The organism is Streptomyces sp. MBT65 (genome assembly GCF_016612545.1).
Classification (GTDB): Bacteria; Actinomycetota; Actinomycetes; order Streptomycetales; family Streptomycetaceae; genus Streptomyces.
Window position 1 is genome coordinate 1 of the sequence record NZ_JAENRY010000203.1, and the last position, 14,063, is coordinate 14,063.

A 14,063-nucleotide genomic window follows, 5' to 3' on the forward strand; every position below is an offset into this window, starting at 1 on the left:
AACACGTTACTTACCGCCCTCTCAAAGCAAGCTGGCTGCTGCTCGGACCATGCTCTGCCCCCTGCCTCGGTGAGGTCGGGGGCAGAGCATGCTCGCTTCTCCGGAGCTTGTACCTGTAGGAGTCCCTGCGAGCAGAGCTTTCCGGATTACCCGCACGGGGTGGAGTTACTCCAGGAACGCCGAGGTCGGGCAGGGCCGGAGCCGTGCGCGGCGGGGTGAGGAGCGCGTGCTCGTAGTGTGCGTCCACCACCCACATCGCGACCGACATGCCGCAGATGTCATTCCCCTGCCGACGGAGCGACCCCTCACCAATAGGACAACCCAGACACCGGAATTGCCCGTAACCCACTCTGCCCGTTCCATCCCGGAACGCTTGCGTGGCCGGCTCGCTGGCTAGCGATACCGGCATGCCGTCCAGCGTCGTACCGCACTGGGAAGCCGCCTGCACACGAGCCGGGCATCTTCGAGACCCGGGGTCGAGGAACGGTGCGGAGTGGCACCCACGCAGTGTGTGCTTGAGAGCGTAGGCAGTGGACGGAAGTTGCATCAGCCGTCCACCACCAGGCGTAGACCTGCAGGCATGCAGAGTCCCGGTCAGCGCAGCCGCGGATTGAGAGCCTGCAGCCGCGCTTTGAACGTCGGGTCGGTCTGGTTCTCCTCGAACGCCCCCGTGGCTGCGTTCAGATAGCCCCAGTTGCCTGTCCTGCCCTGGCCGCAGACCATGAGAGTCAATGTCTGTGCGGGCGCGTGAACGTTCGTGACCTCGTGGAAGACATCCAGTGGCACATGGTTCTGTCCGCCGGCATCGTGTGACCGTGTCTCGGTGTGGACCTTGCCGTCGAGGACCTGGTACCGCTGCTCGGTGTATCCGCCCATGAGGACATGGGCGCGAAACTCCCAGGGGTGGTTATGGGGAGCGGGCTTTGCGCCGGCTCGGAGGTCCGGCGCCATCCACAAATTGATCTTGATGGTGCAGTCTTCTTCGCGGCGAACTACGAGCTCCCCCTTGTATCCGGCGCCGTCCGGGTCCGGTATCAGGAGCCAGTTGTGCTCGTCGGTGAAGGCTTCCCAGGTGAGCTTCTCGCTCGGTGCGTGCTGCTCTAGGCCCCGAACGGCGCGCTCGTACATCTCCTCATCCACGATCAGGCCGGGAATGATCTCGACGCGTTCCATCTTCCGTCTCCTCCGCTGCTGACCTGCACGGTGACAATGCAGGCGTGATCTGGGTCGGTGGTCGTGCCGTGCCAGCCGCGTGTACCCGTCAGGCTGTCGCCCTCGCGAGCACCGACGCGGCATAGGCGCTGTCAGGAGTCCGTTGCTTCCTTCTTCATGGTTTCTCCGTTGAACGTCGGCGCCGGTACGTACGGCGGCTGGGCTGCGCGACTCACGAGAACCCGCGGTTCCGCGAACGGTCTGTGCGGTCCAGGCCGAGCGAGAGAGCGGATGCGGCGGCAACGAGGCTAGTGTCGAGCCACTTCGTGGTCACGGCCGGATCTTTCCGGTAGGAGCTTGATTGGTTGCAGGTTCAGGTTCGCGACGAGCCTCCCGGGTGCGTTCCCTGTCTGGTGGTTGCCGGCGTACAGCCTGGCGGAGGGCAGCTCCTGTAGCGGTCAGTGCATCGCTGTCGTGCACCATCAGCGCGTGGTGCAAGTCTTCCGCGGCGGCAAGGAGAGCGGCGTCCTCGATGACGAGCTGCTCGGCTGTTGTCAGTGTCCGTCCATACGCTCCGAAGAAGGCTTCGGCCAAGTGTGGGTGCTCGGACCATGCGGGTGCCACTCGGGCGAAGTCGAGGACCGCTGGCATGATTTGAGCGCGTCCGAGACCGATGAGAGACAAGGTCTGACCGGCGACGTTCCATCGCCAGCAGCTAGAGCCGAAGGTGCCGTGGCAGAACGCCACTGGCAGCTCCTCGCCCTGCCCCAGCAGTCTGGCGGCACTTCGCCGTACGCACTCAGTCTCTTCGCGGCTGAGCCACCCCTGGGTGTGGTCGAGCAGCCGGACGATGCGCTGGGTGTGCTGCGTCAGGTGGCGGGCCGCCTGGCCGCGAGCGTCACGAACCTGGCTGACACTGCCGTGCAGGAGCGCCAGTAGGTGTCCCGCGTCTTGGTGAATACGGGGCAGCATGTGAAGGCCCGCCTCATCGTCGACGAGTCTGCCTCTGGGGTGAGTGGTCAACAGGGCCCGTAGGCGCGGCTCGCAGGCAATCAACCGTGGCCCGTGGGCAGGGACGAGACGGCGGATCGCGGTGCGGTATGCGTGCACCTCCCGGCGGAAGTCCAGGTCGGTGCGGGTGACCCGAATGTCGACGAGGCCCTGAGGCGCCGAGAAACGCCAGGTATGTGCCCCACTGAGGTCCACAGGAAGTGGCCACGGCGCAACCGTCCCGAGCCATGCTTTGGCCCATTTGGCCACCTGGGCAGGGAGGGACCTCGTCGGCGCGGGCACGGCTTGGCGAGCCCGGGAAGAAGAGCGTCCGCTCATGACGACGTGGCGGACGCGGAAGCGTCAGACGAGGAAGAGTGCGGCCGAGGAACCGGCCCCCCCTTCTGACTCTGCTCACTTCCGAACTGGCTGGCCTGCAACTTGTACAACTCGGCGTACAAGGACCCGTCCTGAGTGAGGAGCTGATCGGGACTGCCCGATTCGACGAGACGACCGCCGTCGAGAACGTGAATGAGGTCGGCGTGCCGCACAGAGGCGAGCCGGTGGGTAATGAGCACGATTGTCTGCCCCGCATCCGCCAGAGCGCGAATCCGATCAAAAACCTCCAATTCGGCCCGGGCGTCGAGCGCGGCTGTGGGCTCATCCACGATCAAGACCTCACCAGCCCTGTAGGCCGCTCTCGCGATCCCCATGCGCTGCCATTGGCCCCCAGAGAGTTCCGCTCCGCCGTGGAAACCTCGCCCGAGGAGGGTGTCGAGTCCGCGCGGCAGCTTCGCGATCACGTCCTGGGCCCCGGCGTGCTCGATGGCGCCCTGAAGCCGATCGCTTCCCATGGGGAGTTCGGGACGGCCAATGGTCACGTTGACCCGGGCCGTGAAGACCCACCTCGTGAAGTCTTGCGCCACCATGGCGATCCTGGAGGCGAGCTGCTCGCGCGAGGCTTTCGCACTGTCCACGTGGTCCCACAGGATCCGGCCGGAGGTCGGCTGGTAGAGCCCGGCCAGTAGTTTCACAAGCGTGGTCTTGCCGGCGCCGTTGACTCCGACGAGGGCGACGATCTTCCCGGAAGGAATGGCCAGTGACACGTCCTCCAACGCCAGTTCACCGCGGTTGTCCTCCCCAGGGTAGGTGAACGTGACGTTCTCGAATCGGATCTCACGCGCGTGCTCGGGAAGGTCCACACCGCCCACAGGGATGGAACGTTTGTCGGCTTCGGTGACGAGGCGTTCCAGGTCGGCGACGTGCAAGGCTTCCCTGTTCAGGGAGTTGAGCTGGCCGACGAGCGTCGTCAGGCTCGCCGCCCCAGTACGGATGCCGATAACGGCGGTCCCTGCCACTGCAAGATCCATCACCCCGGCCCACAGCAGAGCAAAGAGCGCGCCGTACATTGCTGCCGTGGCCAGCCCGGTCCACGCCGAGGCGATCAGCACGGTGCGGCCCTCTTGGCGGGCCACGCGGTCCTTCTCGGCCTCAGCGGCCTCGGACATCCCGCGGAAGTGTTCCAGCAGGAACGGGCCGACCCGGTGCACCCGGATCTCCGGGGCGGCCTTCGGATCAATGATCATCTGGGCGATCTTCTGGCATGCGCGGGAATGCTGAACCCAGGCTTGGAATAGCCGATATCTGCGGCGCGCGGTGACCAGCGCGGACCAGCCGCTGGGCAGTGCCATCAGCACAAGCATAGGCATCAAAATGGGATGCAGAACGGTGAGAACACCGATCGCAGCCACGAAGGCCAGCAAGGCGTTGATGACCGCGGTCCCCATCTTGATGGCATAGCGCGCCGAGATCGTTCCATACTGCGCGGAGTCCAGAAGCCGGTGGAAGCCGTCGTCCTCGATGGCCTCCAGCTCCACCTGGCAGGCCCGCTCCAGATACGTCTCGGTGGCCCGCCGTTCCACCTTGGGCTCGAGGCGGCCAGTCATGTACGTCGACCGTGACCGGCACAACGACGCCACCACCATGGACACCGCCACCACCGCGAGAGCCGGGGCCGCGGCCCGAGCCCGCTCCTGGAGGCTTGCTCCAGCCATCACGTGCGCCAATGCAGCGTTGACCGCGAGCAGAGTGACCACACGCACGACGCCCTGGCCGATCTCCGCCCCGATCAGCTGCCGCGTCGCACTACGGTCGGCGGCCCAAGCCAGCCGCAGCACCGTCCCCAACTGTGCGGGCAACTGCTTGATCATGCTCCTGAAGTTGATATGCGTACGGGCCTCTTCGTGCCGCGACCAGCCCTGGTCGTAGCGCAGTGGACCGCCGAACAGCAATTGCTCCGACTCGGAGACAACGGGCTCAGCCTCGTCCTTGAGATCCTTGTCGTTCTTGCTGGCGCGGTTTGTGAGGATCACTCGCTCACCCCCGTCAGCGGGACCTGCGTGATGGTCGCCTCCGGCGAGAGGCGCAGTCCCCAATCGTCGCGGGCGAAGCGTTCGGCGGCATCGGCTTGCTGATGCGCCTGCTCACCCCAGTCGAACTGCTCCACCATCTGGTGCGCGGGGGCAAGCAGCCTCAGCAGCGTCTGCCCGGAGGTCGGATCGGGTGCGGCCGGTCCGATGCGGGTGATCCTGGCCGTGAACCGGGCACGAGCGCAGGGTCCGGTGCCTCCGTATACGGCGCCCTGGGCGTCGTACACGTAGCCCAAGTAGTGGGGGTCTGCGAACGACACTTGGGATTCTTCGAGGACTCTTCTGGCGAGGCTGGCTACCGGATCAGCACCGTCGAGATCGGGTTCGATGGTGCCGCCGGGCAGTAGGGGCAGCCAGTCCTCGGTGTCGATCAGTACGAGGCACCGGCCGTCAGGTGCGAACAGCCAGCCCCACGACTGCCGCAGCGGCAGACCGTCCGGCACGCGATCGGGATGCCACGGCCACTGGTTGCGGAACATCGTCGGAAGGGTCCTCACGGTGGTGCACCTTTCTCTTCACAACCCAGCCCCTGAGTGATCAAGGGGGCACTCAGGGTTATGCAGGGTGGGCAGGATGTCAGCCGCCACTGACAATCGAGCTCGATGAGGAGTGATGCGGGGCAGCAGCGACGGCGCCGCGACTGCCCCGAGCCACCCCGCCGCGTCGACCGGCGGGCCCTCGGCGCTTGGTCAGCGCGACGCTCCTTGCGAGACGGGCAACGCCGGAGTGCTGTTCTTCGGGTGACCAGGCTTGAGGAACCAGTGCCTGGCGGAGACGAGCCACCACGTCCCCGAGAAGGCCAGCACCACACCGACCGCGATCGGCGCGTAATTGAACGTCTCAACGGTCACAGGGGACGCCTGGGGCAGCATGAACAGCACGGTGATCACGGCAACCCAGGTCACGGCGATCGCACCGATCGGCTTGGACCAGCGGCCCAGGTGCCACGGGCCGCGCTGGAAGGAATCACCTTGCCGCAGTCGCAGCAGCGTCGGGATGACGTACGCGAGGTATAGGCCGATCGTCGCGATCGACGTGACGGCCGCGTACGCGGTCGAGTTGAACAGGTAGGGCAGGCCGAGGACGAAGGCACCGCCGGCGGCCAGCCAGACCGCGTTGGTCGGCGTACGAGTTCCCGGGTGCAGCTTGTGCCACGTCTTGGAGAAGGGCAGGGCTCCGTCACGGGAGAAGGCGTAGATCATGCGGGAGTTGGCAGTCACGCTGGCCATGCCGCAGAAGAGTTGGGCGCCGATGACGATGAGCAACATCATCTTGCCGGTGCTCTCGCCGAGTGCATCAAGGAAGATCTGTGCGGGCGGAACGCCGGTCTCTGAGTCGAGGGAGCTGCTGTAGGACTGGATGGCGAAGGTGAGCCCGAAGAGGAGTACGAACCCGGCGACCCAGGAGACCAGGATGGAGCGGATGATCCCGCGAGGGCCCTCGACGGAGGCGTTCTTAGTTTCCTCGGTCATGTGGGCGGAGGCGTCATAGCCGGTGAAGGTGTACTGCGCCATCAGCAGGCCGATGAGCGCGACGTACACAGCGGACCCCCAGCCGGTGTTGTTGACGAACTCGCCGAATACGAACGAGGGAGACTGGTGGTTGTCCGGGATCGTCAAGAGGGCGCCGACGATCACCACAACGCCGATCAGGTGCCACCACACCGACACGGTGTTGAAGAAGCCGACGACACGGACTCTGAAGGTGTTCGCCAGGGCGTGGAGCAGCAGGATGATTCCGAACAGCGTGATCGTGTGGCCGGGAGTGGCGGCATAGCCGAACTCGAGGTTGAGGTACGCGTTGAGGAACGAGGCGGCGCCGAAATCGATGCCCGCGGTTACAGCCACCTGCCCGAGCGTGTTGAACCAGCCGGTGAACCAGGCCCAGGCAGGCGCGGACCTGCGAGGGGCCAGCTTGTGTGCCCAGAAGTAGAGGCCAGCCGACGTCGGGTAGGAGGAGCAGACCTCCGCCATGGCCAGGCCGACGAACAGGGTCATCAGGCCGACAAGCACCCAGCCCCACATGATCAGCGCGGGGCCGCCGGTGTTCATGCCGAACGCGTACATGGTCAGGCAGCCACTCAGTATGCTGATGATGGTGAAGCTGACCGCGAAGTTCTGCCGGCCGCTCATGCTGCGGTCGAGTGTCTGAGTGATGCCTAGCTCGGCGAGGCGATCCTCTTCCGACTGCGTGGTGCTCGGAATCTCTAAGGGCATAGGGATGCTTCCTCCATCGTGAATACGTGTAACTCGTCGGGCTGCTGTTCCGGGGGTTGGTGGTCAGCGTCTCGGGCGTGCGCTCAGGGCTCGGCGACTTTCATCGCGTAGCCGCGGTGGCGGAGAAACAGCGTCGTGGCGTCGCCGCAGTAGCTCCACGGCACGTCAGTTGCGTATGGGCCGATGGCGTCGAAGACATCTGCGGCTTCCAGATGCCGTCCCGCGAACGACAAGGCGTGCGCCAGGTAGTTGGCGTCCTCGTAGAAGGCGGCGTGCGGTCGCTTGGGCGCCCGGCAGTCCCACCAGTTCTCCCACGCCTGCCCAGTCGACGGGTTGTCCGTCCATGGGTGAACGGTCAGTCCGTAGCGGTCTCCGTCCACCTCCATGCGGAGGCGGTGGGACTCAGCGAGTGCGACCAGCGGCAGCACGTGCAGCGGCAGCCCTCGGGGGGTGTGGGCGCACCGTTCCTGCGCCCAGTGGAAGACCTCGCCGCCTGTGCCGTGCCAGGAGGGGAAGAGGTAGGTGAGCAGTTCGTGGTGCGCTTCCCGATTCCAGGGATCGCACTCGAGTACCTGCTTCCACACTTGCTTCACCGTCGCGCGCCATTCGCGGTCTCGGGGCGGCGAATGGAAGCGCGTCAACGCGAGCATGACTACGTAGGGGGATGGGTCGTTCGGCAGGACGCCGGCGGCGGCATCGCAGGTGTTCCACGCCTGTTGCATCCCCTCGGTGGGCCCCCGCCCTGGGCCGTCGGCCATCGACCTCAAGGCCAATACATTGGCCAGCAGAGCCAGAGCGTGAGGGGAGCGAGGTTCTGCCTGCGCCCATGTGTCGGCGAACGTCAACCGCACTCCGATACGGGCGAGGACCTGCAGGCGGAAGATCCGCCTGTCCCAGTCGGCCCCCGTCGAGGCCAGGAGCTCGCGAGCACCTTCCCAGCGACCCATCGCAGCATCCTCGATCACCCTACGAAGGACGGCGTCGTCCCGGGCCGGATGCCGGTCGAGGGCAGGTCTGTGCCTACCCATGGCCCTCCTGCCTCGCGTGCTCCACAGATGGGGCGAGCTGTTGAGCCCCGACGAGCGAGGCTTCCCCTCGCGCTTGAACTGCGCTCTTGCCGTCCAGCGTGGGCAGTGAGAGGCGGTGGGCCCCCAGCGGCGCCGCAGCGGTGGCCAGGATCACCGCCCGGCGCGCAGGCACATCGGGTATCGGCATCATCGAAAGTCCTCGGGTCACGTCCGGTGGGGGAAAGACCGCCAGGGCATGGGGGCGAAGGGAGGGGAGCCAACAACCGCGCTCATGCCCCGACGGTCGGCCTAGAAGTCGATCTTTGCGATCAGCTCGACCGCGCCCTGCACGCCCTCTTTGATGCTCGGTGCCGCAGAGCTGCTGGCCAGGAAGAAGCCGAACAGGATGCACACGATGCCGTGCGCGACGTTCAGGCCTGCCTTCTTCATGAGGAGGAAAACGATCACGCCCAGGAGCACGACGGCGGAGAAGCTAACGACCACAGCGGACCTCCAGGCGGAGGTGCCTGCCGCGGCGCGATTGGTGCACCGCCAGATACCACTGGGGCATCCGCAGTAAGGGCTGATCCATCCGTACGCGTAAGGCCGAAAGCACCTTGGACTCCGGTGGCCGAGATCAGGGATCAGGGATAGCTGAGTCCGCAGCGCAAGCAGCATGCGCCCGCCCGAAAGATCCGTTCCCGAATGATTCGTCGGTGCTGTGCACTGCGGGAGCCCCCAGAGTGGTGGGAAAACGCGCGGCGCGCACATTGCTCAGGTGATATCACTGGAGTGATTTCAGTTTCACCAGGGATAGTTGGGGCAGTAGGCCCGCGTTCAATCGGGGAGGCAGAAGTGCTTGCGCAGTCGCCGCGACGTTGTGAACGGTGCGGCTGCCGACTAAGCCAGTACAACTCCGGAACGCTGTGCTCGGCGTGCCTCCGCTCACACAACCTGCCCCAAGCCACGCCCTTCGTTCCAGAACACGTGTGGCGAAATACCGATGTTCAACAAGCCTTGGCGTCGTGGGACTTCAGCCGGGTGGCCCGCCTAGTCCGCCAGCATGGATCTCTGCGCCAAGACGACGTTGCTCAACTAACGGGCCTCAGCCAAGCGTTCCTCTCCATGCTAGAAGCAGGGCGCCGACGCCTCACCAATATCGACAAGATCGCCGAGTTCCTCTCCGGTCTCGGGGTACCTCCCGAGATCTCTCCACTGCCGCTTCCTCGCCGGGCTCAGCCACCTGTAAGCCTGGACGCCGGTGAGACGCTCACAGAGGGACCAGGTCACCTGCTCCTGCCCGGCGGCCGCAATCTCGCTCCCACGATGCTGCCCGCGCTAACCAGACAGGCCGCCTCATTCCGCGGCAACACGCTGTGGCTCTCACCGAACACGGACACCGAGGCATGGAACCGGATGCCGCTCCGGGCACTGCTCGCCACCTCCCGCACCGTCGACGGGACACGACGGCACTTCGTCATGGACGCACGCCAAGGCGACCGGCAGCAGGCGGGTGGCTTCCTCGTTATCCCTGCGGCCTACGAACTCGACGACCTCACCTACGGAATCCTGTGGGCTGTAGCGGGGTTCGATTCCGCCATTCTTGGCGACGACACGGCCCTCCACGACCTGCTGGCTCCTCCACCGCAGCCCCCGTCAGAAGACAACGGCACGCTGCCCGCCCGAGAAAGCCTCGCCGACGGCTCGCAGATGCTCGTCGGCTCCCAGATGTGTGCCTCGTTCATCCTCGAACAGCGCGACGCACTGGCCGACGACCCGGTCTTCTGGACCCGCGAACAGCGCGGGGAAGAGGCCGCGACGTGGCTGATCTTCCAGCACAAGCACCGCTACCTTCAGGAGATGGCTCCGAGACGGGCCCACAGCGGGGTCGGGCGCGCCTTCTGCGTCCCCCGTTCCGAGATCACTGCCTCGCCCACGTACGAGCGTGTTCTGCTCTTCCTCGCGCTCGCATTAATGGAGTCGTACGGCGTCACGACCTGGCTCACCGACGAGCCAGACCTCCAGCAGACGGACGGTTTCGTACTGGTCCCCGGACACCGCGCCGCCATCGCTACGTGGGTGCGTGCCGAGCCCTCACCCCAGACCGCTCTGGCCGCCGCAGCTCCCATGCTGAGGACGTTCACGGACCTTACCGGGCACGCGCAGGCACACTCGATCACCGCAGGATCGACGCCTGGACAACGGCTGGCAGCAACCGCGGACTACCTCGGCCTCGACCGCCCGTGGCTGACCCGCCGCTGCCGACAGCTCGCAGCCGAGGGCACCACAGGGCTGGCCAGACCTCGTAGCCGCCACCTCAGCCTCGATGCCTTGGACATCGCCTGCTCCTACGTGGCCGCTGAATTGCAGCCCGAGGCTGGCGGCCACCCCGAGGAGACCCGATAACCTGCACCAAACGATCTCCCTCGAGTGAGATCCACTGAAATGCGAGCGGGTAGGTACGGAAGGGAAGTTGGGCCATGGCCGGCGCGACGACAACGGTGGCGGTCTATTCACTGGGCGGCACCATCGCCATGACCACCGACCCGACGACCGGAGGTGTCGTACCAGCCCTGTCTGCCCAGGACCTCCTCGCCGCCGTCCCCGGCCTGGACCGCCGCGGCATCCATCTGCGTGTTCACGACTTCCGCCGAGTCCCCGGCGCCTCGCTCACCTTCGACGACCTCACGGAACTCAGCGCGGCCATCGACAAGAATCTCGATGGTGGCGACATTGACGGAGTCGTGATCACGCAAGGCACGGACACTATTGAGGAGACCGCGTTCTTCCTCGACCTCCACCACGGCCGCGACGAGCCGGTCATCGTCACCGGCGCCATGCGTAACCCCACCATGGCTGGACCCGACGGACCTGCGAACCTGTACGCAGCCATTCTTGCCGCAGCCGAGCCCCAGCTACGCGGAGCCGGCGCTCTGGTCCTCCTGAACGACGAGATCCACGCGGCCCGGCACGTCCGCAAGGCGCACAGCACCAGCCCCGCAGCCTTCACCTCACCTGGCACAGGTCCCATCGGCCGTGTCGCCGAAGACCGTGTACGCCTGACAATGCCCCTGCCACGTCGGCATAGTGTGGTTCAGCCGCCGAGCCGTGACGCGCGCGTGGGCTTGTACACCGTCAGCCTCGGCGACGACGGCACCCTGCTGCACGCGTGGGACGGCCAGTGCGACGGGCTCGTCGTTGCCGCCTTCGGCGTCGGCCACGTCCCGCAGCCGCTCGTCGAGGCACTGGGTGAGCTCGCCTCGCGCATTCCTGTGGTACTCGCCTCGCGCATCGGCAACGGCCCTGTCCTGACCGGAACGTACAGCTTCCCCGGATCAGAGAAGGACCTTATCGGCCGCGGTCTCATCCCGGCTGACGACCTAGGCCCGTACCAGGCGAGGCTCCTGCTCCATGCGCTGCTGGCCCAGGACGCCGACCGCAGCACGATCACCGATGCGTTCGCGACCTTCGCGGAATGACCCGCCGCGCAACAGCCCGCCTTCAGACTCTAAGGATTCCCGCATGCGCGCCCACGAACTGACCATCGGCCGCAGCTTCGGCGTCACCTTCGACCACGGCGAGGACTTCTTCGACGCCCTGTCCGCGTTCTGCCGCGAGAACGGGATACGCCAGGGCTACGTTCCTTCGTTCATCGGCGCCTTCGCCGAAGCGGAAATCGTCGGAGCCTGCGAGAAGTTGGACGACCCGGACGCCCCCGTCTGGGCCAAGACGTACGTCACCAACGTCGAGGCATTCGGCGCTGGCACCCTCGCCCACGATCCGGAAACCGGCGGCATCCTCCCGCATATCCACGTTTCCGCCGGGCTCAAGGCACAATCGGCTGACGGCCGCACCAGCCACCTACTGGGCGCCAAGGTCCAGTTCCTCAGCGAACTCTTCGTGGTCGAGGTCGTCTCGCCGACCATGACCCGGCCGCGCAACCCCGCCCTATACGACGTGCCCCTGCTCACCTTTGGCGCTGCACAATGAACCGCTCGCGCCCCACAGTTACTCGACCGGCACACCACGCAGCGACGTCACCGCAGCACGAGCTGCCCGCGAAAAGATCAAACCCCACGGTGCGCCCGCCCTGGAGGCGATAGTGCTGGCCCGGCAGGGCGTGGTCGCGCAGAGCTCGGCGAACGGCAAGAGGTGCTCACCTCACACCGACAACACCCGTGTTTTTCCGCCGACGCCGGAGAGCCACCAGGCAGAATCGGCAACCTGGTCATTCAAGGTTCGCAACTGAGGCGATACTCACCACCGAGAGGTGATCCAGCGTGGTGATTGCGCAGGACGGGACGCCGTTCTGCATCAACTCGGCTGGCACGGCGAGGTCACCGATCAAGGTGCGCAACAGATCCACGGTGACTCCGCCATGGGTTACGACGGCAATGGGTCCCGGCTCCCCGGCTAGGTTGACCAGGCAGGCGCGCATTCTCTCTGCAGCAGCGCGGGAGGAGTCACCGGAAACAGGCACGTAATCCCGGTCCTTCACCGAGTTTGCCCAGTCCGCCAGGAAGCTACTCAGGGGTTGGGTTCCGTCCCAGCTCATCCTCTCGCGCAAACGGGCGTCCTCTTGAACACGCAGCCCGGTACTGGAGGCAATGAACGAAGCAGTCTCGCGAGCGCGCCGCAACGGGCTGCTGACGACCGCGAGCAGACCAACACGCTGTAGCCAGTCGGCAGTCCTGGCAGCCTGTTGTCGTCCCAGCTGGGTCAGCCCTGGGTCACCGGGCAGGCGTTCCTTCTCCGCGTGCTGCACCAGAAAGAAGACGGTCATCCTTACACTGTGGCGGTTCGGCACGACAGTAACCACCGAAATACCCGAGGCTCCGGGACAACACCTTCGTGGCCAAAAGCGCCACAGAATCAGAGCACTTGGCACACTTGGCGAACTCTCACGCTCCCGAAATTGGGTCTCGCGTACGAGCAGGTATCCACCGAACCTCTCGAAGCCGGACAGAGTGTCCGGCCTACCCCTGACGCGCAAGTGGATGCTGAACCCGGCACCACCAACCCGAATCACTCCCTGATCCCGGGACATGGTCGGCCGATACCGTGAATTGCAGACCGAGAGTCGGGGAGGCAACCCACATGCGGGGTCTTGGGGATCACCTCAGCATCGGAGAGCGGATCGCGTTCTACCGCGAGCGCCGAGGCTATACGCAACCCGTGCTCGCAGGGCTCGTTGGGCGCAGTACCGACTGGCTGTCGAAGATCGAGCGAGGCGTGCGGAAGGCCCCCAGGATCGACAAGCTCGCCGAGCTCGCCCGCGTGCTGCGCGTCCCACTCGGCGACTTGATGGGGCAGCCCCTCCTCATGGAGGACGATCAGAAGCACATGGACGACGTGCCGGCTGTTCGTGATGCGCTCATGAACCCCCGCCGTCTCTCGAAGCTGCTGTTCGGGCCGACGGCAGAGAGGCAGTTGCCCAGACCGGAGCAAGCACAGACAGTCGTGGAACGCAGCTGGGGTAACTACCAGGCAGGCGTTCTCGGGGACGTCATTGCCGCGCTCCCCGGGCTGCTCCGGACGGCCCAGGAGCTCGAAGACCTCCCGCACGGAGACCAGCGGCGACGCGGCCTCGTGGTCTCCGCCCGTACGCACCATCTGGCGGCAACCACCCTCGCCAAGATCGGTGAGTCCGACCTTTCATGGCTTGCGGCCGAGCGCGCCATGCGGGCTGCCGACGAGTCCGAGGACCCGCTGTCACTCGTCTCTGCCGCGCGCTCCGGAACTCATGCGCTCTTGGCCAACGGGCGTTACGAGGACGCACTCGAGCTGGGCGACACCGCGGCGGCCTGGCTCGCACGCCAAATCGACGAGGACGATCCCGCCGCCCTGAGCCTGCTCGGCATGATTCACCTGCGCGCAGCGGTGGCCGCGGCGCGCCACCAGGACAGGCCCACAGCCAGCACCTTGCTCGAAAGAGCGGCGGGGCTGGCTGATCGGCTCGGCTCCGACGAGAACTACTGGCAGACCTGCTTCGGCCCGACGAACGTCGAACTGCACCGAGTCTCGATCGAGCTGGACCTGGAGAACATCCCGTACGTCATCGACCACGGGAACATCGACGTCGACCACATGCCGCCGGAACGCGCGGTGTCCCACCGCATCGACTACGCCCGAGCCCTGTGCCTCAGCGGACGCGTCGACGACGCTTTCAGTGAGCTGTGCGAGGCTGAGCGCACGTCGCCGCAGCTCGTGCGGAACAATCCGCGGGTGCGGGAGACTCTTCGTGATCTGAGAGGGCGGTAAGTAACGTG

12 protein-coding genes and 1 pseudogene are annotated in these 14,063 nt (G+C 65.9%); 6 read left to right on the forward strand and 7 right to left on the reverse strand.

Going from position 1 to position 14,063, the window contains the following annotated elements:
* Window positions 1-594: 594 nt before the first annotated feature.
* Window positions 595-1,173 carry a hypothetical protein gene (locus JHN63_RS35050; RefSeq protein WP_200688460.1) on the reverse strand — a complete coding sequence of 193 codons (579 nt, stop codon included), beginning with the start codon at window positions 1,171-1,173 and terminating at the stop codon, window positions 595-597.
* A 468-nt stretch (window positions 1,174-1,641) separates the two neighbouring features.
* Between JHN63_RS35050 and JHN63_RS35055 the strand changes: the two genes are divergently transcribed.
* Complete coding sequence (locus JHN63_RS35055; RefSeq protein ID WP_200688462.1) at window positions 1,642-2,091, forward strand: hypothetical protein; 450 nt, start codon at window positions 1,642-1,644, stop codon at window positions 2,089-2,091.
* 386 nt (window positions 2,092-2,477) lie between these two features.
* Here JHN63_RS35055 and JHN63_RS35060 read toward each other — a convergent pair whose 3' ends face one another.
* The 5 genes from JHN63_RS35060 to JHN63_RS35080 all read right to left on the reverse strand — a co-directional run bounded on the left by JHN63_RS35060 (window position 2,478) and on the right by JHN63_RS35080 (window position 8,298).
* The gene (locus JHN63_RS35060; protein ID WP_307782059.1) at window positions 2,478-4,511 is read right to left on the reverse strand and encodes an ABC transporter ATP-binding protein; all 2,034 of its coding nucleotides are present in this window, start codon (window positions 4,509-4,511) and stop codon (window positions 2,478-2,480) included.
* Window positions 4,511-5,050: a hypothetical protein gene (locus tag JHN63_RS35065; RefSeq protein WP_200688464.1), complete on the reverse strand. Its 540-nt coding sequence runs from the start codon at window positions 5,048-5,050 to the stop codon at window positions 4,511-4,513. The genes JHN63_RS35060 and JHN63_RS35065 overlap by 1 nt, the downstream gene beginning before the upstream one ends.
* 210 nt (window positions 5,051-5,260) lie before the next feature.
* A complete protein-coding gene (locus JHN63_RS35070; protein WP_200688466.1) occupies window positions 5,261-6,787 on the reverse strand; it encodes an amino acid permease in 1,527 nt (508 codons plus the stop codon).
* An 83-nt stretch (window positions 6,788-6,870) separates the two neighbouring features.
* A complete protein-coding gene (locus tag JHN63_RS35075; RefSeq protein WP_200688468.1) occupies window positions 6,871-7,734 on the reverse strand; it encodes a hypothetical protein in 864 nt (287 codons plus the stop codon).
* A gap of 369 nt (window positions 7,735-8,103) precedes the next feature.
* Complete coding sequence (locus JHN63_RS35080; RefSeq protein ID WP_200688470.1) at window positions 8,104-8,298, reverse strand: hypothetical protein; 195 nt, start codon at window positions 8,296-8,298, stop codon at window positions 8,104-8,106.
* 201 nt (window positions 8,299-8,499) lie between these two features.
* Here JHN63_RS35080 and JHN63_RS53235 point away from each other — a divergent pair.
* The 4 genes and pseudogenes from JHN63_RS53235 to JHN63_RS35095 all read left to right on the forward strand — a co-directional run.
* Window positions 8,500-8,988, forward strand: a pseudogene (locus JHN63_RS53235) (helix-turn-helix domain-containing protein); the annotation flags it as partial.
* Between the two features lie 132 nt (window positions 8,989-9,120).
* Entirely contained in the window at window positions 9,121-10,200 is a 1,080-nt protein-coding gene (locus tag JHN63_RS53240; protein ID WP_234478178.1) for a hypothetical protein, read from the forward strand.
* A gap of 74 nt (window positions 10,201-10,274) precedes the next feature.
* Window positions 10,275-11,273 carry an asparaginase gene (locus tag JHN63_RS35090; RefSeq protein ID WP_200688474.1) on the forward strand — a complete coding sequence of 333 codons (999 nt, stop codon included), beginning with the start codon at window positions 10,275-10,277 and terminating at the stop codon, window positions 11,271-11,273.
* A 43-nt stretch (window positions 11,274-11,316) separates the two neighbouring features.
* Complete coding sequence (locus JHN63_RS35095) at window positions 11,317-11,784, forward strand: PPC domain-containing DNA-binding protein (RefSeq protein WP_200688476.1); 468 nt, start codon at window positions 11,317-11,319, stop codon at window positions 11,782-11,784.
* A gap of 238 nt (window positions 11,785-12,022) precedes the next feature.
* On the opposite strand, the gene JHN63_RS35100 is transcribed toward JHN63_RS35095, so the two are convergent.
* The gene (locus JHN63_RS35100) at window positions 12,023-12,577 is read right to left on the reverse strand and encodes a histidine phosphatase family protein (protein ID WP_200688478.1); all 555 of its coding nucleotides are present in this window, start codon (window positions 12,575-12,577) and stop codon (window positions 12,023-12,025) included.
* Between the two features lie 314 nt (window positions 12,578-12,891).
* Here JHN63_RS35100 and JHN63_RS35105 point away from each other — a divergent pair, with 314 nt between their 5' ends.
* The gene (locus JHN63_RS35105; protein ID WP_200688480.1) at window positions 12,892-14,055 is read left to right on the forward strand and encodes a helix-turn-helix domain-containing protein; all 1,164 of its coding nucleotides are present in this window, start codon (window positions 12,892-12,894) and stop codon (window positions 14,053-14,055) included.
* Window positions 14,056-14,063 lie beyond the last annotated feature (8 nt).